Below are 21,584 nucleotides of genomic sequence, written 5' to 3' on the forward strand. Positions count from 1 at the left end.
GATAAAATATCGAAAAATTAAGTACCTGCTTATATTACAGGTTTTTATTAAGCTGAGCTTCTAGCCGAATGCGTGTATCTTGTAAGTAATCTACATAAGGATATGAGTCATCTGCAATCGCTAAAGCAGATTCCATCTGTGCAAGCGCTTGGCGAGTGTCACCTTGCATTTCATAGCCATAAGATAGGGCTGAAAGCGCATCGACTGATTTTGGGTGGTTTTTTAAATTGTACTTAAACACCTCAATTGCACGAGTAAACTGCTTGCTTCCCGTTAAGTTATAACCGAGTGATCTAACAGCACGATCTGGTGGCGAAATTTGCTCGCCCCATTGCTGAGATAAGTTTTGATAATAAACATCAATAGAGGCTAAATCGTCAGTTAAAGCACTCATTGGCATTTGCTTAGGTAGAAATAAGTGGTAATAGGCATTAAATGCCCCAGCAGCGGAAGTCAGGTTATGCGAGATGCCATCAAACGCATCATTAAAAAAGCGTAACCCCCGCACTTTAGGCGATTGTAGTGATTGCTGTAGTTCATCATACCTTTCACGCATTATGCCGGCTTCTTCGCCAATATTGATGTAAACGTAGCTGTTAAGCTCTTTGTTTTTAGTTATAAACGATTTTGTGCTTTTTACCATTGCGCCATAATTCCACCAAACCGCAGGGCTATAAGCAATATGCGCTTGAAACAGTTCAGGATTTGCCTGCAACGCATACAGCGCAAATACACCACCAGCAGATGCGCCAGAAATCACTTTATAGTCATGCGTACGATAATTATTATTAACTAAAGGAATAAGATCTTGTTCAAAGAACGCTAAAAATTTTGCTGCGCCGCCCCCTTCACCAACCGGACCTTGCGGCTCTTTATTCACTGTAGGATACATATCTCTAAGTCGATTAGTGTTTTCAATAGCGACAATAATAACCTCAGGCGCACGATTATCATTTTGTAAACGCTCAATAATAGCACTAGCAAGCGGTATATTACCCGCTCCATCTAAGCGATAAATAACTGGATACACCTTATTTGGCTCAGCTTGATAGCTTTTAGGCAACTGAACTACAACGGTGCGCTGTTCGTTTAATACAGCCGATTTAATCGTGTGCGTGTGCACAGAGTAATCAGCGGTTTGTTGTTTAGTATCAGGTTGTGCAAAGGCACTGTGTGAACTAAAAATACAAAAACTAACAAAGTACAGAGCGGTGAGTAAACGCATAACTAATCCCTTAGAGAATAATGAGTTACTTAAGCTAGCAGAGTTTCAGGAACAAAAAAAGCGCTCAATGCGCTTTTTTTAAAATTAATAAAGTTTTATTAACCCATTGATTTTACTCAACAGTAACCGATTTAGCTAGGTTGCGTGGTTGGTCTACGTCAGTGCCTTTAATTACCGCTACGTAGTACGAAAGCAACTGTAGTGGAATTGTATATACCACTGGGGCGATCACGTCATCTACGTGGTTTACGTTGATCACACGCATCGTGTCGTCAGATGCAAAGGCTGAATCTTTATCAGCAAATACATAGATGATGCCGCCGCGAGCACGTACTTCTTCTACGTTTGATTTAAGCTTTTCAAGCAATTCGTTGTTTGGTGCTACAACAATAATTGGCATGTCGGCGTCAATTAGTGCTAATGGGCCATGTTTAAGCTCGCCTGCTGCGTATGCTTCTGCATGAATGTATGAAATCTCTTTAAGTTTAAGCGCGCCTTCCATCGCAATTGGGTATTGTGAACCACGGCCTAAAAACAGTGAGTGGTGCTTGTCGGCAAACTCTTCAGCTAAGTCAGCAATGCCATCAGCGAGTAATAATGCTTCTTCTAATTTGTTTGGTAAGGTTTTAATCGCGTTAACGATTACGCTTTGATCTAAGCCTTTTTCTTGCGCTATAGATGCAGTAAGCATTAACAAACCAACTAGTTGCGTGGTAAATGCTTTTGTTGAAGCTACGCCAATTTCAGCACCTGCTTTAGTCATAAAGGCAAGGTCAGATTCGCGTACTAGTGATGAGCCCGGTACGTTACAAATGGTCATTGAAGCCATGTAACCTTGCTGTTTAGCCAAACGAAGTGCTGCTAGCGTATCGGCTGTTTCACCTGATTGTGAAATTGTCACTAGTAGGCTATTTTCATGCACGAAAGACTCACGATAGCGGAACTCAGAGGCAATCTCTACATTACAGCTTACGCCTGCAAATTGCTCAAGCCAGTAGCGGGCAACCATACCTGAATGATAAGACGTACCACAGGCAATAATTTGTACGTGTTTAACGTCTTTAAAAATTTGCTGTGCGCTGTCGCCAAAGGCATCAATGGCAACGCGGTCGTCGTTTAAGCGCCCTTCTAGTGTATTACGTACAGCAAGTGGCTGTTCGTAAATTTCTTTAAGCATGTAGTGACGGTATTCACCTTTGCCTGACGCATCTTGGGTGATGTTTGACTCAATCACTTCACGTTCAACGGCGTTGCCGTCTACATCAAAAATTTCCACAGTGTCACGGGTAATACGCGCTACATCGCCTTCTTCAAGGTAAATAAAGCTGCGTGTTACTGGTAATAATGCTAACTGGTCAGAGGCAATAAAGTTTTCGCCAAGGCCTAAGCCTATTACAAGTGGGCTGCCTGAACGCGCTACAATAATTTCGTTATCGTTGGCTTTATCAAATACCACTGTACCAAATGCGCCATCAAACTGTTTTACAGCGGCTTGAACTGCTGCAAGCAAGGTTGTGTGTTGCTGGCGAAGTTGATGAATTAAGTGCACCATTACTTCTGTGTCGGTGTCTGATAAAAACTCGTAACCGTCGCCTTTAAGCGCTTCACGCAAGCTTGCGTGGTTTTCAATAATACCGTTATGTACTAAGGCAATTTCGCTATTTGAAATGTGCGGATGCGCATTTGCTTCAGTCACGCTGCCGTGAGTAGCCCAACGTGTATGCGCGATGCCGGTAGTGCCTTTAACGCCCGCTTCATTAAGTGCGTTTTCAAGGTTTACTACTTTACCAACCGCTTTTACGGTATTTAGCGTATTGCCGTTTAAAAGTGCCACGCCAGCTGAGTCGTACCCGCGGTACTCTAGACGTTTTAAACCTTCAACTAAAATTTTATTTACTGGGCGTTCTGCAACTGCCCCAACGATTCCACACATAGTATTCTCCATTTTTGCACGTTACCCAATGTATTCACCTTGGGTTGTATGTGTTGTTAAATATTAAATGCCCATAATTGGTGTTGTCGGCCTATTATGAGCTGAAATTATTACCTTTTCAGGTCAATTTACTTCGGCGCAGATCAACTGCACGCCACATGCTTCAATTGCTTGGCGAGTATCAAGCGCCAAGTTGCTATCGGTAATTAAAGTTGTAACGCGTTGCCAAGGCAGTTCTAAATTAGGAATTCGACGACCTATTTTTTCAGACTCAACTAGCACGATTACCTCACGAGCCGCCTCAGCCATTACTTGGCTAAGCCCTACTAACTCGTTAAAGGTGGTAGTGCCTCTTTCAACATCGATGCCATCGGCACCAATAAAAAGCTGATCAAAATCATACGAGCGCAAAACGTTTTCAGCTACTTGCCCCTGAAAGGATTCTGAATGAGGGTCCCAGGTGCCACCGGTCATCAAAAGTGTTGGTTCATTTTCTAAAGAAAGCAAACGGTTAGCTACGTTTATTGCATTGGTCATCACCACTAAACCACGTTTTTTAGCAAGCTCAGGGATCATCGCTGCTGTTGTACGGCCGCTATCTATAATAATGCGGTTGTGATCTTTTATAAGGTTACTAGCCGCTTGTGCAATTGCCATTTTGCGAAGTGAATCGCTTTTCTCATCGCTATTTGCAACTATCTCTTGAGGTAGTGCAATTGCACCACCGTAGCGGCGTAATAATAGTCCACTTTTTTCAAGCGCTGTTAGGTCTTTACGAATGGTTACTTCAGAGGTTTGAAATTGTTCAGCCAATGCTTCAACAGCAACTTCTCCTAGCTCATTTACTTGGCTAAGTATTGTATGGCGACGTTGCTGAGTGTTTCGTTTTGTCATAAAGTAATTTATTAAGTTTCGTTTCGAAAGTTACAAGATTTTAAACGAAACTAATAAAATGGCAAGCCGTAGATCAAAAAAAGCGCAAAATGCGCTTTTAATTAACCCCAAAACAGTGGATTTAAAACGCATTTAAAACTATTGCATTACAATCACTCACTGAATTTCAATTGTAATTATTTCACTAGTCCTACTACCTAAACGTTCAACTACAACCGTATTATTTATTTTGTCCACATAAAAATTTGGTCTGATCACACTAAAGTCAAACGTTTTAGAGCTTAGGCTAGAGCCATCAACATCATCTATATCGATTTCATTGAATGTTGTATTTATTAAGTTGTGGCTGCTCCAGAAAATTTTACCGTTTACAACATCCCAGTTAGTGTTTTTTTCTTTTGAAACAGTTATCTGCAGTGGTTTTATTGTTTTTAAATTAACATTAAAACGAGACAACTTGCCTGTATTATCACCTAAGATATAACCGCCTTTAAATTGTCGGACGAAACGATATCCCTCAAAAAGAATGGATTCTGTTTCTTCCTTAATAGAGTATTCAAAAACCAACCATTCACCATTACTTTTTCTGGTGTAAAAAATAGATTTTTCATCTTCTGAGAAAGCAATATCGCCAATTAATTCATCCGTTTTAGATATATAGGTCAGATTATTATTAAGCGTACTGAGTATGGCGATACGACCTTGGAGTTTAATTAATACATATTGCCCTGACAGAGAGGGTGCTATCAGCTCAAGCGACTTTTTCGTACTTAAAAACACCACCTTTTCCTTTGGCTTTTGTTTTTTATAAGAAGCTAAATCGCTTATACCTTTTAGTTTCTCGATCGCCCAAACCTTATCTCCCAATGGTTGATAATCTACAATACGACGTTGCCCTGATTGCTCACTGCGAAACAATTCGATATCTTTAAAATTACTTAACGGCAATTTTTTCTCAGTAATTGTACTGATTCCATAGGTATCTCTAATAGCAAATAGCATGTTTGGGATCACCACATCAAGTGAGATAATACCTTGGCCTGTAGTGGAGATTTCATCTAAACGCCCAGTTTTAACATTTATTTTAGCTAGCTTTTTATCATCTAATAAAACAATGTGTTCATCATCAAGCCAATGAACATCATAAATAACCTCATTTTGATCATACTGAAAAAGTACACTGCCCGCCTTTAAATCTAAAACTCGAATAAAATTACGCTTACTATCCATATAAACTCGAAGTACAACCAACTTACCTGAATCTGGTGAAATATCAGCTCGGCTATCATGTTCTCCTTTTTGAGAGACAGAGGTCACTTCTTCTACCAAACCAGCGTCAGTATTGAATTTATAGATAAGCATTGCGCTTTCTCTACTTTTTTGAGCTGAAAAATAAATAACCTTACTTTCATTTTTATCGATAAAAACATCAGAGATAAAATAAAAATGTGTCACTAAAACATCTATTTCATATTCTTTACTTTTAAGAGCTACCCGCTTTAATGATGCTGCATCACCGACATTATCAGAGAAGAATAAGTAATTTCCATCACGTGAGAAAGCTAAGCCCCCAGGTAACCTTGTATCATCAACTAGCACTTTTACTGTTTGACTATCTTGATCTTTTAAATAAATTTGATAGTCATTTCCACGTCTTAATTTACTTGTAAATGCGATAAACCGACCATCATTTGAAACTACCAGCGCTTTTTTATCAGAGATAATCGAGTCTATAACTTTTGTAACGACATGTGATTCGTCATCAATATTTTCATATATAAAATAGGCTGACGAAATCAATAAAGCTATAATTGCAAAAAGCAGAAAAGTTTTCGTTTTTTTTGTGTTGTTACTTTCTGTGGAGCTCAGTTTTTTACTGCCTTCTGAGACTGACAATGTAGAAAATTTAGAGACAGGACAAATTAATTTATACCCGCGCTTAGAGAGAGATTGAAGGTATTTAGGGTTTTTATGGTCATCATTCAACACTATGCGAATTTTGCTTATAATCCGTCTTACCGCAGCATCTGATACACAGCGGTCTTTCCATAAATTTTCATGCAATTCATCTATTGATATATAACGCTCATGATGCTCAATAAAATACATCAATACAGCAAAAACTTTTGGTTCTAGCACAACAGATTGCTCATTAACTCGAAGAGACATTTCGTCTGTGTCTAAATAATACTCACCTAATTGAATCAACATACGTCCATTGCAGCTTTTAACGACCCATTGTTTTTACTTAGCCCAATCATAACCTATGCAATTTTTCATTACTACAACCATTTAACCTATTGATTTAAAACATAGTTACAACTTAGTTACAGTAAAATTATTTATGTATTATTGCCTAATTAATTTGTTGGAGTATTTTCGTTGAAAAAGGAATAACTATGAAACTTACATCTAAACTAATCTATCAAGGGTTGATAGGTTTATCTGCCGTTATGCTTATCTCTGGCTGGCAATTAGGCTTTGCAGATAATGCCGAAGTTATATCAAAAGACTCTGTCACTATTGCAAAGGTTGAGCGTGGTGATTTTTCAATTAAAGTTGATGGCTACGGGTCATTGCAATCAATCAATAAACGACTACTCACTGCAACTAGCAATGCTGTGGTTGACGAAATAAAACTCAAAGCAGGTGCTGTGGTTAACCATGACACGGTGATCCTCACTTTAAATAACCCCGAACTAGAAAGTAAGCTGCGCTTGGCATTAGCAAAACTTAAAAATGCCAAAACCCAAAAGCGGCAAACCGTATTACTACAACAGCGTGAGATGCTAAATAACGAATCAAGCGTATCTGAGCTAAAAGCACAATCTGAAATAGCCATGCTGCAAGTTGAAGCAGAGCGCACATTGGCTAAATCAGGCATTGTTTCCGGGATCAGCGCCAAGAAAAATGAGCTGGAAGCCAAACAGTTAATAAAGCGTATTGAGCTTGAGGAATCAAAACTTGATAAGTTAACACTGATGCAAAAAGAAGCCCTATCGATTCAAGATGACTTAATAGCCCAGGCGCAGGACGAATTTGATGTCGCAAAATTAATGGTAGAGCAACTTTCTGTTAAAGCGGGGATGAGTGGTGTTATTCAGCGCTTACCTTTAAGTTTAGGGCAAAGCGTCACTGCGGGTTCTGAACTGGCGCTAATAGGTAGCCTTTCTCCTTTGGTTGGTGAAATAAAAGTGCCGCAAATTCAAGCTCATTTAATTCAAATAGGTATGACGGCCCAAATTAGTACGTTGAATGATCAAGTACGCGGTCAAGTGGTGCGTGTAGATCCTGTGATCAGCGACGGTGCTGTGCAAATTGATATTGAACTTGAAGCTTCAGAATCAGACACCATGAAGCCCATGCAACAAGTAGATGCGACTATTTTTGCCAATGTACAAAAAAATGTGAATTATATTAAGCAACCAACCGGTGCAAGCGAAGGCAGCTATGGCTCATTGTTTAAACTCACACTGGATAACAAAGCAGTTAAAGTTGACGTGCAATACGGCAAAGCATCTGGCCAACTGATCCAAGTGTTGTCAGGGCTAGAGCCTGGCGAACAGGTTATTATTTCTACATTAGATATCCCCGCAGAAACAACAACAATAAAAATTGCTGGTTAAGGAAAAACATGAATACTGAAATTTTAAGAGTTAATAACTTAAGTAAGTCTTTTGCGAACGGTGAGCAAGTAAGTCAAATTTTAAAAGGAATTAGCTTTACCGTATATGACGGCGAGTTTATCTCTATTTCTGGGCCTTCGGGTTGTGGTAAATCAACACTGCTTAACATTATGGGCCTGCTTGACACTCCTCAAAGCGGTGAATATTACATTGACGGTTTGCTGGTCTCTGATATGGACTCAAACCAACGTGCGAAAGTACGCGGTAATCGCATTGGTTTTGTGTTTCAATCGTTTAACTTAATTGACGAAATGACCGTACTTGAAAATGTTGCGCTGCCACTAAAATATCGTGGTGACTCGCTATCATCACGTCATGCAAGAGCGTTAGATTGTCTTGAAAAGGTGGGTCTGGCTGATAAAGCTGATTTACACCCAAATCAAATTTCTGGTGGTCAGCAACAACGCGTATCAATTGCACGCGCACTAGCTGGTGATTCTGGCATCATGCTGGTCGATGAGCCGACAGGTAACTTGGACTCAAAAAATGGCGATGCAATCATGGCGTTAATAAAAGACCTTAATCAGCAAGGTACAACGATTGTATTGGTTACCCATGATCCGCGTTATGCCGACATGGCTACGCGGAGTATTCAGCTAAAAGATGGCACTGTGGTTACTGCAAATGTAGAACAGGTTGCTCAGTCATGTTAAAAACTGCCTACAATACCTTTAAACGTGCCAAACAATATTATTTTACTACTGTATTTACACTGGCATTAACGCTCTCTATGGTGCTTAGTTCATTTAGCTTGGTTGATCTAGTGTTTTTCTCACCGTTGCCTTATCAACAAAGCGATAACTTATATTTACTTGAAGGCACCATTAACTCTAAAGGTTACTCAGGGCCTGCGAGTAACTCAAAAGTAATGAGCTACATTCAGCACGAAAACACTGTTTTTACTGATGTCGCTACTTATCATAAGTGGACTGATTATAAGCTACTAGATAAACCCAGTAGACCCGCAATAGATGTCATTCTCGCTTCATATAATTTATTTGATTTACTCGGCGTAAAACCAAAACTTGGTCGGTTATTTAACAAATCAGAAGCGCTCGGCACTCAGCAAATGTCGGTCGTATTAGGCTACCGCGCTTGGCAAACCCACTATAAAAGTGACCCTAATATTGTTGGTAAAAAAATACAACTTAATCAACGTCGCTTCACGGTTATTGGCGTCGCTCCCGATAACCTTGTACTACCTGATTACAGCAAGATAAATAACGCAATTTGGTTACCAATTGATGCTGACGAAGCCTTCAACCCTAAAACATCTAACGGTTTTATGGGCGCATACAAAAACGTTGTTAGATTAAAACCCGCAACCTCAGAGCAAGAAATTAGTAAACAACTAAGTAATTTATCGCTCAAAGGGGCGCAGTTGCACGCGCCTAATATTTTAAAAGACTTTACTGTGGATGCACGTGTTACTGCATTTAATGATGCACTTAGGGGCGACAGCGGTAAAATTGTACTCATGCTGCTCTTAGGTGTGTGTTTATTAATGCTCATTGCACTTATCAACCTTTCTAGTATGCAGCTTGCAAAAGCTATTACACGTATCAAACCGCTTGCAATCAGCTTTGCTTTTGGTGCCAGTAAAAAACAGCTCATTATTGAAACACTCAAACATAATGTTTTACTCATTAGTATTGCGGTGTTATTGGCTTTAACTTTTACTCAAATCGGTTTTATGGTTATTCAAAACCTAGCAGCCGATGCCATTCAACGCTTAGATACTCTGTCTTTAAGCATTAATACATTGCTGTTTTCAGCATTTCTAATTATCAGCATTGCCTCACTTTACTCCTTCATAGAGCTCAGTGTTGTTAAAGAAAAAAACCTAATGAACAGCCTACAAAGCAGCGGTAAAGGCACCGGTAAACAAATGAGTTCTGCCACCAGCCACTTACTTGTTGGTTTGCAAATTTTGTTTTCGTTTTTAGTATTAACCACCGCCAGTCACGTCGTGCTCGTTACACTATCAGAAGCACTTAGAGATAACGGCATTAACACTCAAGGCAAGTACTCACTAACCGTTAATTACAGCAATATTGATAAATCCAGCGAACGCATTAATTTACACAAAGCAATTAGTCAGAGGTTGCTGGCGCTTAATAATGTGAGCAGCTTAGCTGTTTCGTCCGAAATGAGGCTACCAAAAACGGTTAACGTCAATCAAATATATAACGAAGCCGGACAGTATATTGCCCAAGCACGGAATAGCTTGGTAACTGCCAATTATTTCACTGAACTTAACTTCACGATAACGGGTAAAGGCTTTGCCAAGGGGGATGAACAACTCGAAAACCCACCGATAATTATTAACCAACGCCTTGCGGACTTACTTAATAAAAACAGTAATGATGTACTCAATAGCAAAGTGAGTTTTGACAATAAAAAATACTACTCAATCATAGGCATTGTCAGCAACACCTATGTACCGGGTAGCCCTGAAAGTGAAGACTTTGAAGTGTTTACACCTAAAGATTATCCTGGCTGGCAACAATTTACGTATTTAATTACTGTTTCAGATGAAAGTAATGCAATTGCCCATATTCAACAAGCGGTATTAGAAGTAGACCAACGATTAGACATTAATAACATCGCCTCTTTAACAAGTTTGTTTGATGATAAAAGGCAACGTCACTTAAATGCAGCATGGCTGGCTATTGTGTTGGCATCAACATCGCTGCTGATGGTGTGTATTGGCATAAACGGTATTGTTAGCTATTTAGTTAAAGTTCGCAGATATAGCTTAGGCGTAAAACTTTCTATGGGGGCTGACAATTATAGGCTCCTAAAAGAAAGCTTATTAGAGCTTATGCAACCTATAACAATGAGCTTAGTATTAGCTTTTTCGTTGGCATTTTTAATTATAGGCTATTGTATGTCATTACCTGGGGTTGACCTGCCTATAAACTGGTGGTTAACAATGGCCATTTGGTTAGGATTATTAGCTATATCAGTACTTGCCAGCTTTTTTCCGATCAACCAAACGTTACAGCAAGATCCAATAAAGGCGTTACGAAATGAGTGAAAATAAGACTCAAGCGCTTTATATCCATAAATAAAGCTATAAATAGGCACCCGACTTTAATCTATTTTTCGTAAAGTCGGGTGATGTTGAATCACTCACTGTCAACAACAACAGGTAGCCCCGTTTGGTTAGCAGCCAATTTTGCTTTATCATCAATGCATACTCATTAACTCCCTAAAACGATGACTCATCTAACTCAATTCAATAGCCTAGCAAAACCACTGTTTGAAGAGCGCAAAGCCGCTCATGAAATCTGCCGCTTATTTAACAAAAGCCCAAGTAAAGGTAATTTAAAGCGTATTAAAGGGCTGTTTGCGCAGTGCGGGGAGGGTGTAATTATTGAAGCTGGGTTTCATTGTGATTATGGCTCGCAAATGCAAATTGGTGATCGTACTTTTATAAACATTAATTGCACTATGTTAGATGCACCAATAATTGAAGGAGTCATTACCATTGGCAGTGATTGTTTAATTGGCCCAAATGTTCAGCTATTAGCGGTGTCTCATGCAGTTGAGCCTAAACAAAGGCTACAAAAAGAAAACTTTGCAGCGCCAATAACGATAGGCAATAACGTGTGGATTGGCGCAGGGGTTATAGTCTTGGCGGGCATCACCATCGGCGATAACGCTGTAGTAGGCGCAGGGTCTGTCGTCACCAAAAATATTGCCGAAAATACAGTAGTTGCAGGTAATCCCGCAGTAAAAATTAGAGATATTTAAAAACATTGATCGTAGGCAGTCCATTTATAGCGACAAGAATATAAACAGCCAAATTCACGTTTACGCGCTAAAGCACGCCCTACAGGTAGGTCGTCATTTATGGCGACACAACATAAACAACTACATTCACCTTTACGCGCTAAAGCACGTCCTACAGGAAGGTCGTCATTTATGACGACACAACATATACAGCCAAATTCAGCTTTACGCGCTAAAGCACGCCCTACAGGAAGGTCGTCATTCATGGCGACACAACATATACAGCAAAGTTACGTTTACGCGCTAAAGCACGCCCTACAGGAAGGTCGTCATTTATGGCGACACAGCATAAACAGCCAAATTCACCTTTACGCACTAAAGCACGCCCTACAGGTAGGTCGTCATTTATGGCGACAACTCACTGCGATATTAAGTTTACAAATATACTGAATTCCAATACGGATAATCACCAATTTTAGTGACCAATTTCTGCCTCAAAGGGTTTGCAGCAATGTACCTCGCTATTGCAATCCTATTTTCTTCTTCTCGCAGCGCATGATCATAATACGCTCTTTGCCAAACAGGCTGATTTTTATTGCGCACTTTATTAACTTCCCGAGCAGATGCACCTTTTAAATGACCCACTGTTACTCCTAATTCACTCGATGTTAATTGCAATAAACCATGGAAATGATCAGGCATTAAAACCCAAGTTAACCAACGGCATTGATACTTGAGCTCATTACTAGCAATACATCTACAAAAAGTATTGGCAAGATCAGAGCTACTAAATATCCTTTCTCTGCGATAGCTCGTAAAAGTAATAAAGTACTCACCTGATTGAATTGATACACGCCCTTTCTTTAAGTTACTCCAGCTCATTTGATAAATTCCTTTTTCCTAAAGCAGAAGTAAAATATAGCCTATTCACGCGCTAAAGCACGTCCTACGGAAGGTCGTCATTCATGGCGACACAACATAAACAACTACATTCACCTTTACGCGCTAAAGCACGTCCTACAGGAAGGTCGTCATTTATAGAGACACAGCATAAACAGCCAAATTCACCTTTACGCGCTAAAGCACGTCCTACAGGTAGGTCGTCATTTATGGCGACACAGCATAAATAGCCAAATCCACCTTTACGCGCTAAAGCACGCCCTACGGTAGGTCGTCACTTATGGCGACACAGCATAAACAGCCAAATTCACCTTTACGCGCTAAAGCACGTCCTACGGTAGGTCGTCATTTATGGCGACACAACATATACAGCAAAGTTACGTTTACGCGCTAAAGCAGCCCTACAGGTAGGTCGTCATTTATGGCGACACAGCATATACAGCCAAATTCACCTTTACGCGCTAAAGCACGCCCTACAGGTAGGTCGTCATTTTTGGCGACACAGCATAAACAGCCAAATTCACCTTTACGCGCTAAAGCACGTCCTACGGTAGGTCGTCATTTATGGCGACACAGCATATGCAGCCAAATTCACCTTTTCGCGCTCAAGCACGTCCTACAGGTAGGTCGTGCTTTATGGCGACAAGAATATAAAAGGCCTCTCGGTAAACGAAAGGCCTTAGTTAAAAGGTTGTAACTAATTTTATATAACGACTTATCTATTCATAGCGTAAAGTAAGCGATGGCCGTGCGCTCGCGGCTTTGAAAGCAATAGTTGCTACCGTAAGCCAAGTTATTACTGCCACAACTAATGTAGCCACAGCATAAACCCAAATAGGTTGCCCTATGCGGTCATTAAAACTATTTAGCCAATTATCTGTTAACCAATAAGCTAGAGGTATACTTACTACTAAGCTCAGTGACACAAGTTTTAAATAAGACAAACTCAACCCTGTTACTAATTGCATGATGGGTGCGCCCAACACCTTTTTAATGGCCAAATCTTTTTGTTGCGAGAGTACCGTTTGAGAAACTAATACCGCAAGGCTTATAAGGGTTAGCACCGTACTCAAAATTAATAACCATTGTGATAACGTAATTATGCGACGCTCATTTTTGTAATTTTTTGCATAATCATCTGCAAGCGCGCTTACTTCTATATCAAGGATTGAAAAGCGCAATTTTAATACATCCGCAATTTGCGTTTTTAAATCTGTATGTGAAGCTGCGTCAGTTACTTTAATGACTATATTGCCATTCGGAATGTAACTACGTGCAAGATTAAAAGAAAGGGGTATCATTTCCTGCTTAGCTGAACCTACCTTAACATCTGCGACAACGCCGACAATAGTCGCATTTAAATTTGAATCAGCATTGGTAAGCGTCATGCCGATCACGTCCTGCAATGATTTGTAACCCGCTAAATGAACCATCGACTCAGTAACAATTAACGCCACTTGCTCAGAGCCATCAGGCATTTTTTGATACCAATCACTTTGAAATTCTTCACTAAAGCCTCTGCCTGCTAACAAGTGAAGGCCTAATGCTTCAACAACATTAAAGCTAGTTACAACGGAAGGCGCGACACCTTCAATTACCTGACCATTTGGCCAAGTTAATTGAACTCCTCCTCGTACTTGCTCTGTAATATTAATGTCGGTTGCAGTAACTGAATCAACGCCTGGTAAATCAGCAATTGCTGATATTAGTTGTGTTTTATCTTTTTCAAATAGTTGTGTGGCTGGTACACTTTTAACTATGAGTCTATTTTTAGTTTGATAACCCACATCCATGTTAGCAACAAACTCCAGCTGTAACTGGGCAATTATAAAGACGATAAAGATCAATATCGCCAAGCCTGCTTGAAAACTCAGTACTCCCTTCACTAGCAAACTTAAATGGTACTGATAATGTGTTCTTACTAATAATTTCACATCAACATTCGCAACAACTACCCCTGCATATACACCATTGAGTAATCCTATTACTAAGGTAACTAAAACAGCCATCAGCACCATACTCTTGCTGAGTACGAACAATATATGTGTCTCGACTAACTGATTAAAGTAACCATAAGTCAGCTCAACAAATGCCAAAGACAACACCACCGCACAACCTGTCATCAAAATAGATTCATAGATAAATAAACGAAAAAGTTGACCTCGGCTTGCCCCTATTGCCTTTTAATCGCAATTTGTTTTGCAGCTCTACCAACACTGACTAAATTAAAGTTGATAAAATTACAGGTTATTTGCAAAAAAGAATGAAAATCAGCCCGCACGCAATGGTAACTGCGAGGATCGACCCAGGCGCTTTCATTTCATAAGTTGAGCGACCTTTTAAATAAATATCAGTGATATTAATCAATTTATATTGTACCGTTTTGTGCTCTTCTGACTTTGTTTTTAAATATTCTTTAAATAACTTAGTTTCAAGTTCAGCAATATCTGTATTTACAGCTGTTTTTATATAAACGTAACCATGGGGTTGCTTTTCAATTGTGTTAGGGAAAGCTGTTAGCACACTGAACTGAAAATGAGTATGCGTTGGTAAGTCCTTAAATACCGCGCCAATTATATAGGCTTGATTTTTTGTCGTTAACCGTCTTCCAATTACATTGGCGTTAGCAAATAGTCTGATCGCTTCTGATTCACTGATAGCAAGTTGATTAGGCGTGTTCAAAACCAGATCTAAATTGCCAAAAATAATGTCTAGGTTAATAAATCGATCTAAATTATTTGACGCAAAATAGACATCTTTTAACTTAACATTGGTTTCGCCATTATGTGCGTCTAAATTAAAATGGTGATCAACATATCCCATAAACTCGGCAGGTATTAAACTAAATATTTCTTCAATGTCGCTATCATTTTTAAGTGCTAGTGCCACAGCTAAATCGCGCATCGGCATAAGCGTGTCAAAGCCAAAGCTTTTATAATCTACATGTGCCCTATATACCCGCTGTTTATCCGGTTGGTTACTATCATAAGAAAGCTCATGTTTTACAAATAGAGCCAACAAGATAACAGCTGCTAACCCAGCGCTATAACTAATAAAATGGAGCCAAAATAATCGAGTCGCTTTTGTTCTTATTGAAATAATTAATTGTTCCAAAGTGGTCATCCTTTTCAACTAGCTTTGCGCTGCCAAAATTTAACTCGATACTTTGGCAGCGTTAACATTTTTGTCTAAAACATCACTTTTTTATTATTCATAGCGTAAAGTAAGCGATGGCCGTGCGCTCGCGGCTTTGAAAGCAATAGTTGCTACCGTAAGCCAAGTTATTACTGCCACAACCAATGCAGCCACGCCATACACCCATAACGCTTGATCAACCCGCTCATTAAAGTTTGCGAGCCAGTCACCCACCAGCCAATAAGTTAGCGGGTATGCGATTGCTACACTGCCAAGCACTAAAATTAAAAACTCTTTTGCCAGTAGATTCATAATACTGATGCGTGATGCGCCAAGCACTTTGCGTACAGCGACTTCTTTTTGGCGACGAATCGTGGCAAATGAAGCTAAACCAAAAGTACCTAAGCAAGTTAAGAACACTGCAAGGCCAGTAAATATAAGTACGACAAGAGAAACACGCTCATCACCTTTTAATACCGCTTTATAGTTTTCAGCTAGTAGGTTTATTTTTGGCTCATAAATATTAGACACTTCAGCTAAAGCTGTGATCACTGCTTGTTTTATAGCAGGGAGGTTTTGCACGTTCACGGTTAAAATTACTTCAGATACTGGTGTTAAATAGTTATAACCACATAAAAACATAATGTTAGAATTCGCATCTTGTGCATTACCAACCTTTACATCTTTTACAACACCAACAACTTGCATATCCACATTACGCCCTGTGTCTTTAATTTTTTGTCCAACAATATCAGCCACATTGCTATAACCAGCCTGCTTGGCAACGGTTTCTGTAATAATTGTACCTACTGTTGTAACCCCGTTTGCTCGCGTCGCCCAGTCTGAGGAAAACTCACGGCTAAAGTCTCTACCAGCAATAAGCGTAAGGCCTAGCCCTTTTACAACATCAAAACCAGAACCTATCACAGGGGTTATTCCACCTGAAAATTCACCATTGGGCCAAGTAGGCTGTAATGTATTATTAATTGAAACGGTTAAACGAGTATCAATAATCGTTGCTTGCTCTACACCATCTATAGCCGTCAAGCGATTAATTAGTGCGCTAGGCTGCTGCGTAAATACCGATTGCACCGGCAACTCTGAAACCACTAAGCGTTGCTGCGTTTGATAGCCTAAAGGAAGACTTTGTAAGTGAGATAATTGTTTTAACAACGTAACCGATGCAATGATCAAACCGATTGCTAATGAAGCTTGCAAGGTCAATAAACATTTACGTACCCAAATGGCCGTATTACCGCGTTGTAAATCGCCACTTAACACTCGTTTTGCGCTAAATGATGAGATAAACAATGCCGGGTACAAACCTGCAAGTATGCCTACAGCAATAACAACAGCCATAATGCCCAAACCAAAGGCTGAAAAATAACTCACTATCAGTTCACGATCGACCAGCTGGTTAAAACTTGGCAATAACAGCTCCACTAACACACAGGCAATAATCATCGACAATAGAGCAACCAAAGTAGACTCAGCTAAAAACTGTGTTACTAACTGCAGCTTACTTGCGCCAAGTGCTTTGCGCACCCCTACTTCTTTGGCGCGCTTTGCAGACTGTGCCACCGTCATATTGATAAAGTTAAAGCCAGCAATCAAAATAAGTAACACGCTCAACCCTGCACAAATCGTTACAACTTGCTTTGCGCCGCCTGCTTTCATTTCAAATGGCGATTTTGCTGTTAAATGTAAGTCTAGTAATGGGTGTAACTCAATGGCAACTTGACCCGCCATTTGCCCATTGAAGTACTGTTTAGACAGTGTATCAGCGAGTGCTTTTGGATCTGCTTGCGGCGCCAAGCGCATATAAACATAACTGCTATTAACCATCAGGTTATTTGGATCATGTTTTACATATACGAGGTTTTTAAATGCAAAGTGAGTATTGCTTGGTAAATCTGCAAACACCGCCCGTACAGTATATTGCCCTTGTTCGTGCTGTAGCGTGTTACCAATAACATTTATTGTACCGAAAATTCGCAGTGCTTCAGATTCACTTAGAGCCAAGCTCTCAGGTGTACTCATTGCATTTTTTAAATCCCCTGCCAATGTGTTTATATTGATAAAGTTCTCAATATTTGGCGTTGCCCCATACAAGTCATTAAGTTTAAAACCCTGATCCCGGTACTGCACGTCAACCATAGCTTCTCGAGTCAGCGATACCATCGTCAAACCAAACACTTCTTCTACTTGGCTATATTCAGTGGCTTTTGCCGCTTGAGAATAATTAAAAATAGGAATAACTGATAACCCTAACTTTGAGTAATCTTGGCCTACACGGTAAACACGTTCAGCGTGAGGTTGCTGACTATCGTATGACAACTCGTTTTGTGCAAACAGTGCCACTAAAATTGCCGCAGCTAAGCCGATACTTAGCCCTAAAAGGTTTAGGATAAAATGCTGTTTTTGTTGCTTAAATGATCTTAAAGCAGTGACTAAATAATTAATAAACATATTAAGCAACCTCAACAACGGCTTGCTGCGCAATATTTGCTTTATCAAGCATCACTTGGCCATCCAATAGGCGCACTAAGCGATCAGCATAGGCACCCTCTTTTTCTGAGTGAGTCACCATAATAACCGTGGTGCCCTCGCGGTTTAATTCGCGTAGCATCGCCATCACTTCATCACCGTTTTTAGAATCGAGGTTACCGGTTGGCTCATCGGCTAAAATTAGCTTGGGATTAATCACTAATGCACGCGCAACGGCTACCCGCTGCTGCTGACCACCCGACAGTTGCTGTGGTAGATGCTCGCCGCGGTGATCAATACCCACGCGCTTTAAAATGGTTTCTACGCGTTGCTTACGCTCACTTTTTGATATTTTTTGATACTGCAATGGCAACTCTACGTTTTCATAAACTGTTAGCTCATCAATCAGGTTAAAGCTTTGAAATACAAAGCCAATTGATTCTTTACGCAGCTCTGCTAGTTGCTTTTCGCTATAGCCTGCAATGTCAGTTCCCGCAAAATCAAAGTTGCCTGAGGTCGGTGAATCAAGCATACCCAAAATAGAAAGCAGCGTTGACTTACCACAGCCAGATGGCCCCATTATCGCTAAAAAATCGCCTTCGTTTACAGTTAAGTTGATATTGCTTAGCGCTGTTGTTTCAACATCTTGAGTACGAAATACGCGGCTTAAATTAGTTAGTTTGATCATTGTTATTATCCTTAAAATTGTAATTGCTGTGCTTTGTCAAAGTTGCTGTAGCTTGAGGTAATCACTTGATCCCCAGCATTGAGCCCTTCAAGCACTTCAAAATAGTGTTGATTCTTTTTGCCTAGGCGGATATCACGGCGCACTGCTTTATCACCGCCTTGTTCGATTACATAAACCCAGTTACCGCCCGAGTTAGTAAAAAAAGCCCCGCGTTTAAGCAGTAAGGCATTGTTATTGTCACCCCCTAGCATTAACTCAATATCAATGCTCTGCCCACGTTTAATACTTTTTGTCGCACTGGGTAAATCAACCTCGATTTGAAATTGTGACTGCTGTACGCGGCTATCAATTTTGCTCACTTTGGCGGTAATCTCGCCATCATCAAGCTCAATCATCACTGTCATATCGCGCTGAACTTGATTTAAATAAAACTCATCAAGACGCACCACTAATTTATATTCGTTAGGAATATCAATTTGACCGAGTCGTGCACCGCTACTTTTTGACTCACCAATTTCTACATCAAGCTCGCTTAAATAGCCTGACACGGGCGCTTTCACCAATAAGTTGTCGAGGTTTCGACGGGCAAACTGGAGGTTTTTCTCTAGCATTTTAGCGCTATCTGAAAGCTGAGCCACTTGCACCTCTCGTATTGAGTTTTCTTGTTTTTGGCGCTCTAGGGTGAGCTCTTTACGGGCTTGGTAATAATTTAAATCTTCTTCAAGCTCAGCTAGTTGGTCTTGCGCCAACACCCCGCTTTTAACCAAGGGCTTAGTTTGTTTTAAGCGGCGTGTTAAATGAGTGATTTTTAATTCGATTTCTAATAGGTCACGGCGTAAATTTAAGCGGCTGGTTTCCATCGTCATTTGTGTATTACGTAAAAAGTTAAGCTGCTCTGTTACTTGTGCCTCACGGCTCATAACATCCAGCTGTAAGTTAGTATTGCTTAAGCGCACCAGTGGCTGGCCTTTTTCTACAAACTCTCCTTGCTCTATCAAACGCTCTTCAACTTGACCGCCAGCGATAGTATCAAGGTAAATACTGGTTTTTGGTAAGACTTGACCGCGTAAGCTTAAGGCATCTTTAAAGGCACCTTGTTTAACCGTGCTAACCGTTAAACTGCTGCGCTCGATATTTTGGCTACGGCCTGTATCACTGCTTTGCGTAAAACCGTATGCAGCCGCTGCAACACCTAAAGTAAGTGCTGCAAAAGTAAATTTTTTTAAATATTTTTGCGTAAATGAGCGTTCTATTTTTTTGTCCATGTCGGCTACCTTGATACAGGTTTAATAACTAATTACCTATTGCTATTACAAAGCGTATGCCAACTTTAATTAACCAATACAATCAACCACTTAAATTTACATCGAGTCTATAAACTAATTATAGTGTCCGTTTATAGAACACTTAGTAACTTATTAAGCGTCCATTTATGGACACTGTACCGTTTTTGTTTTAGGCTAAATAAAACCTTATAAAAAATAATAATTATGAAACATTCAGGTTCGATTTTAATTGTTGACGATAACCCCGATATTCTCATTGCGGCGCGTTTATTATTAAAGCAACACTATCAACGCGTTAAAACTACTGATAACCCATTTGATATTGCTGGCATTATTAACGAACAGCGCAATAGCGATCAGCCCATTGACGTTATTTTATTAGATATGAACTTTAGCCAAGATTCCATTAGCGGCAAGGAAGGCTTTTATTGGCTAAAAAAAATCATCGAACAAGACGCCAACATCGTGGTGTTACTGATGACCGCCTACAGTGATATTCAACTTGCTGTTGATGCCATTAAAGCGGGTGCCTCTGATTTTATTGCTAAACCATGGCAAAACGAGCAACTACTCGGTGCAGTCGCCGCTGCGTTCTCACACGCTAAAGACAAACAACAAGTCGGTAAGCTCACTCGTCAAAAGCACGGCCTAAACCAAGCACTAAATACGCCTTCGTTTGAATTTTTAGGACAAAGCACAGCAATGCAGCTGGTATTTAATACCATTGAAAAAGCCGCAAAAACCGACGCAAATATATTGATCACCGGCGAAAGTGGCACAGGTAAAGAACTCACCGCTCACGCAATTCATCAAGCAAGTATGCGTAGCGAACACACCTTTTTGAGCTTAGATATGGGCGCAGTGGCGCAAAACCTGTTTGAAAGTGAGTTATTCGGCCATAAAAAAGGCGCGTTTACTGACGCTAAAGCTGATCGAATTGGTAAATTTGAACTTGCCCAAGGCGGCAGTTTATTTTTAGATGAGTTAGGTAACTTACCTCTTGAACATCAAGCTAAGTTACTCGCCGCATTGCAAAACCGCCAAGTAACTCCGATCGGCGGCAGTAAAACAATTGATATTGATATTCGCCTCATTTGCGCCACTAACGACAACCTTGAGCAAGCGGTCGCTGAAGGTCGTTTTCGTCACGACTTACTGTATCGTATTAATACCGTTGAAATTAGATTACCTGCCTTACGTGAGCGCAGTGATGACATTCCATTACTTGCTGATTACTACCTCAATCATTTTGCACAAAAATATAAACGCAACTTAACCATAACCACGCATGATATGGCATCGCTTTGCCATTACTCATGGCCGGGTAATGTACGTGAGCTCGCCCACGCCATAGAGCGTGCGGTAATATTAAGCGAAGGCGAAAATCTTGATGTGAGTTCAGTGGTTGGCAATATTACAAGTAACGTCAACAGCACTAATAACCCAATTGAAAATAATAATGCGTACGATACTTTTGATTTAGATATACTCGAACAACGCACAGTGCGCGCAGCCCTTACTCACTATCAAGGTAATGTGAGCCACGCAGCTAAAGCGCTTGGTTTAACCCGCGGTGCGATGTATCGCCGCCTTGAAAAGTATGGCTTATAAA

At 40.2% G+C, this 21,584-nt stretch carries 17 protein-coding genes; 6 read left to right on the top strand and 11 right to left on the bottom strand.

The genetic code is table 11. From position 1 onward, the window contains the following. Positions 1–34: 34 nt before the first annotated feature. The 4 genes from ACJJVX_RS20990 to ACJJVX_RS21005 form a co-directional block, all read right to left on the bottom strand. Positions 35–1,225 carry an alpha/beta hydrolase-fold protein gene (locus tag ACJJVX_RS20990; RefSeq protein WP_405633381.1) on the bottom strand — a complete coding sequence of 397 codons (1,191 nt, stop codon included), beginning with the start codon at positions 1,223–1,225 and terminating at the stop codon, positions 35–37. 112 nt (positions 1,226–1,337) lie between these two features. After that, positions 1,338–3,158, bottom strand: coding sequence for a glutamine--fructose-6-phosphate transaminase (isomerizing) (gene glmS, locus ACJJVX_RS20995; protein ID WP_405633384.1), 1,821 nt, complete (start codon positions 3,156–3,158; stop codon positions 1,338–1,340). 123 nt (positions 3,159–3,281) lie between these two features. Continuing rightward, complete coding sequence (locus ACJJVX_RS21000) at positions 3,282–4,052, bottom strand: DeoR/GlpR family DNA-binding transcription regulator (RefSeq protein WP_054205815.1); 771 nt, start codon at positions 4,050–4,052, stop codon at positions 3,282–3,284. A gap of 156 nt (positions 4,053–4,208) precedes the next feature. Then, on the bottom strand, positions 4,209–6,263 hold the full coding sequence (locus ACJJVX_RS21005; RefSeq protein WP_405633387.1) for a winged helix-turn-helix domain-containing protein: 2,055 nt from the start codon (positions 6,261–6,263) through the stop codon (positions 4,209–4,211). A 188-nt stretch (positions 6,264–6,451) separates the two neighbouring features. On the opposite strand from ACJJVX_RS21005, the gene ACJJVX_RS21010 reads away from it, so the two are divergent. The 4 genes from ACJJVX_RS21010 to ACJJVX_RS21025 all read left to right on the top strand — a co-directional run bounded on the left by ACJJVX_RS21010 (position 6,452) and on the right by ACJJVX_RS21025 (position 11,497). After that, positions 6,452–7,678, top strand: a complete 1,227-nt coding sequence (locus tag ACJJVX_RS21010; RefSeq protein ID WP_405633389.1) for an efflux RND transporter periplasmic adaptor subunit — start codon at positions 6,452–6,454, stop codon at positions 7,676–7,678. A gap of 8 nt (positions 7,679–7,686) precedes the next feature. Beyond that, entirely contained in the window at positions 7,687–8,391 is a 705-nt protein-coding gene (locus tag ACJJVX_RS21015) for an ABC transporter ATP-binding protein (RefSeq protein WP_054205812.1), read from the top strand. Further along, positions 8,385–10,778, top strand: coding sequence for an ABC transporter permease (locus tag ACJJVX_RS21020; protein WP_405633391.1), 2,394 nt, complete (start codon positions 8,385–8,387; stop codon positions 10,776–10,778). Before ACJJVX_RS21015 ends, ACJJVX_RS21020 begins: the two co-directional genes overlap by 7 nt. Positions 10,779–10,960: 182 nt before the next feature. Next, positions 10,961–11,497 (top strand): sugar O-acetyltransferase, encoded by a 537-nt coding sequence (locus ACJJVX_RS21025; RefSeq protein WP_405633393.1) that lies wholly within the window; start codon positions 10,961–10,963, stop codon positions 11,495–11,497. Here ACJJVX_RS21025 and ACJJVX_RS21030 read toward each other — a convergent pair. Together ACJJVX_RS21030 and ACJJVX_RS21035 are read right to left on the bottom strand one after the other, a co-directional pair. Next, positions 11,494–11,742 (bottom strand): hypothetical protein, encoded by a 249-nt coding sequence (locus ACJJVX_RS21030; RefSeq protein ID WP_405633396.1) that lies wholly within the window; start codon positions 11,740–11,742, stop codon positions 11,494–11,496. The two genes, ACJJVX_RS21025 and ACJJVX_RS21030, sit on opposite strands and share 4 nt — an antisense overlap. A 169-nt stretch (positions 11,743–11,911) precedes the next feature. Further along, positions 11,912–12,358 carry an REP-associated tyrosine transposase gene (locus tag ACJJVX_RS21035; RefSeq protein WP_169326692.1) on the bottom strand — a complete coding sequence of 149 codons (447 nt, stop codon included), beginning with the start codon at positions 12,356–12,358 and terminating at the stop codon, positions 11,912–11,914. An 83-nt stretch (positions 12,359–12,441) separates the two neighbouring features. Between ACJJVX_RS21035 and ACJJVX_RS21040 the strand changes: the two genes are divergently transcribed. Beyond that, the gene (locus ACJJVX_RS21040; RefSeq protein ID WP_405633399.1) at positions 12,442–12,606 is read left to right on the top strand and encodes a hypothetical protein; all 165 of its coding nucleotides are present in this window, start codon (positions 12,442–12,444) and stop codon (positions 12,604–12,606) included. A gap of 489 nt (positions 12,607–13,095) precedes the next feature. Here ACJJVX_RS21040 and ACJJVX_RS21045 read toward each other — a convergent pair whose 3' ends face one another. The 5 genes from ACJJVX_RS21045 to ACJJVX_RS21065 all read right to left on the bottom strand — a co-directional run bounded on the left by ACJJVX_RS21045 (position 13,096) and on the right by ACJJVX_RS21065 (position 19,951). After that, positions 13,096–14,499 (bottom strand): ABC transporter permease, encoded by a 1,404-nt coding sequence (locus ACJJVX_RS21045; protein ID WP_405633423.1) that lies wholly within the window; start codon positions 14,497–14,499, stop codon positions 13,096–13,098. 124 nt (positions 14,500–14,623) lie between these two features. Then, positions 14,624–15,490, bottom strand: a complete 867-nt coding sequence (locus ACJJVX_RS21050; RefSeq protein ID WP_405633401.1) for an ABC transporter permease — start codon at positions 15,488–15,490, stop codon at positions 14,624–14,626. 93 nt (positions 15,491–15,583) lie between these two features. Further along, positions 15,584–17,980, bottom strand: a complete 2,397-nt coding sequence (locus tag ACJJVX_RS21055) for an ABC transporter permease (RefSeq protein ID WP_054454273.1) — start codon at positions 17,978–17,980, stop codon at positions 15,584–15,586. A 1-nt stretch (position 17,981) separates the two neighbouring features. Continuing rightward, positions 17,982–18,686 carry an ABC transporter ATP-binding protein gene (locus ACJJVX_RS21060; RefSeq protein ID WP_054454271.1) on the bottom strand — a complete coding sequence of 235 codons (705 nt, stop codon included), beginning with the start codon at positions 18,684–18,686 and terminating at the stop codon, positions 17,982–17,984. Between the two features lie 11 nt (positions 18,687–18,697). Next, the gene (locus tag ACJJVX_RS21065) at positions 18,698–19,951 is read right to left on the bottom strand and encodes an efflux RND transporter periplasmic adaptor subunit (RefSeq protein ID WP_405633403.1); all 1,254 of its coding nucleotides are present in this window, start codon (positions 19,949–19,951) and stop codon (positions 18,698–18,700) included. Between the two features lie 225 nt (positions 19,952–20,176). Here ACJJVX_RS21065 and ACJJVX_RS21070 point away from each other — a divergent pair, with 225 nt between their 5' ends. Then, on the top strand, positions 20,177–21,583 hold the full coding sequence (locus tag ACJJVX_RS21070) for a sigma-54-dependent transcriptional regulator (protein WP_405633405.1): 1,407 nt from the start codon (positions 20,177–20,179) through the stop codon (positions 21,581–21,583). Position 21,584: the final 1 nt, after the last annotated feature.

The organism is Pseudoalteromonas sp. Ld20 (genome assembly GCF_045064175.1).
GTDB lineage: Bacteria > Pseudomonadota > Gammaproteobacteria > Enterobacterales > Alteromonadaceae > Pseudoalteromonas > Pseudoalteromonas neustonica.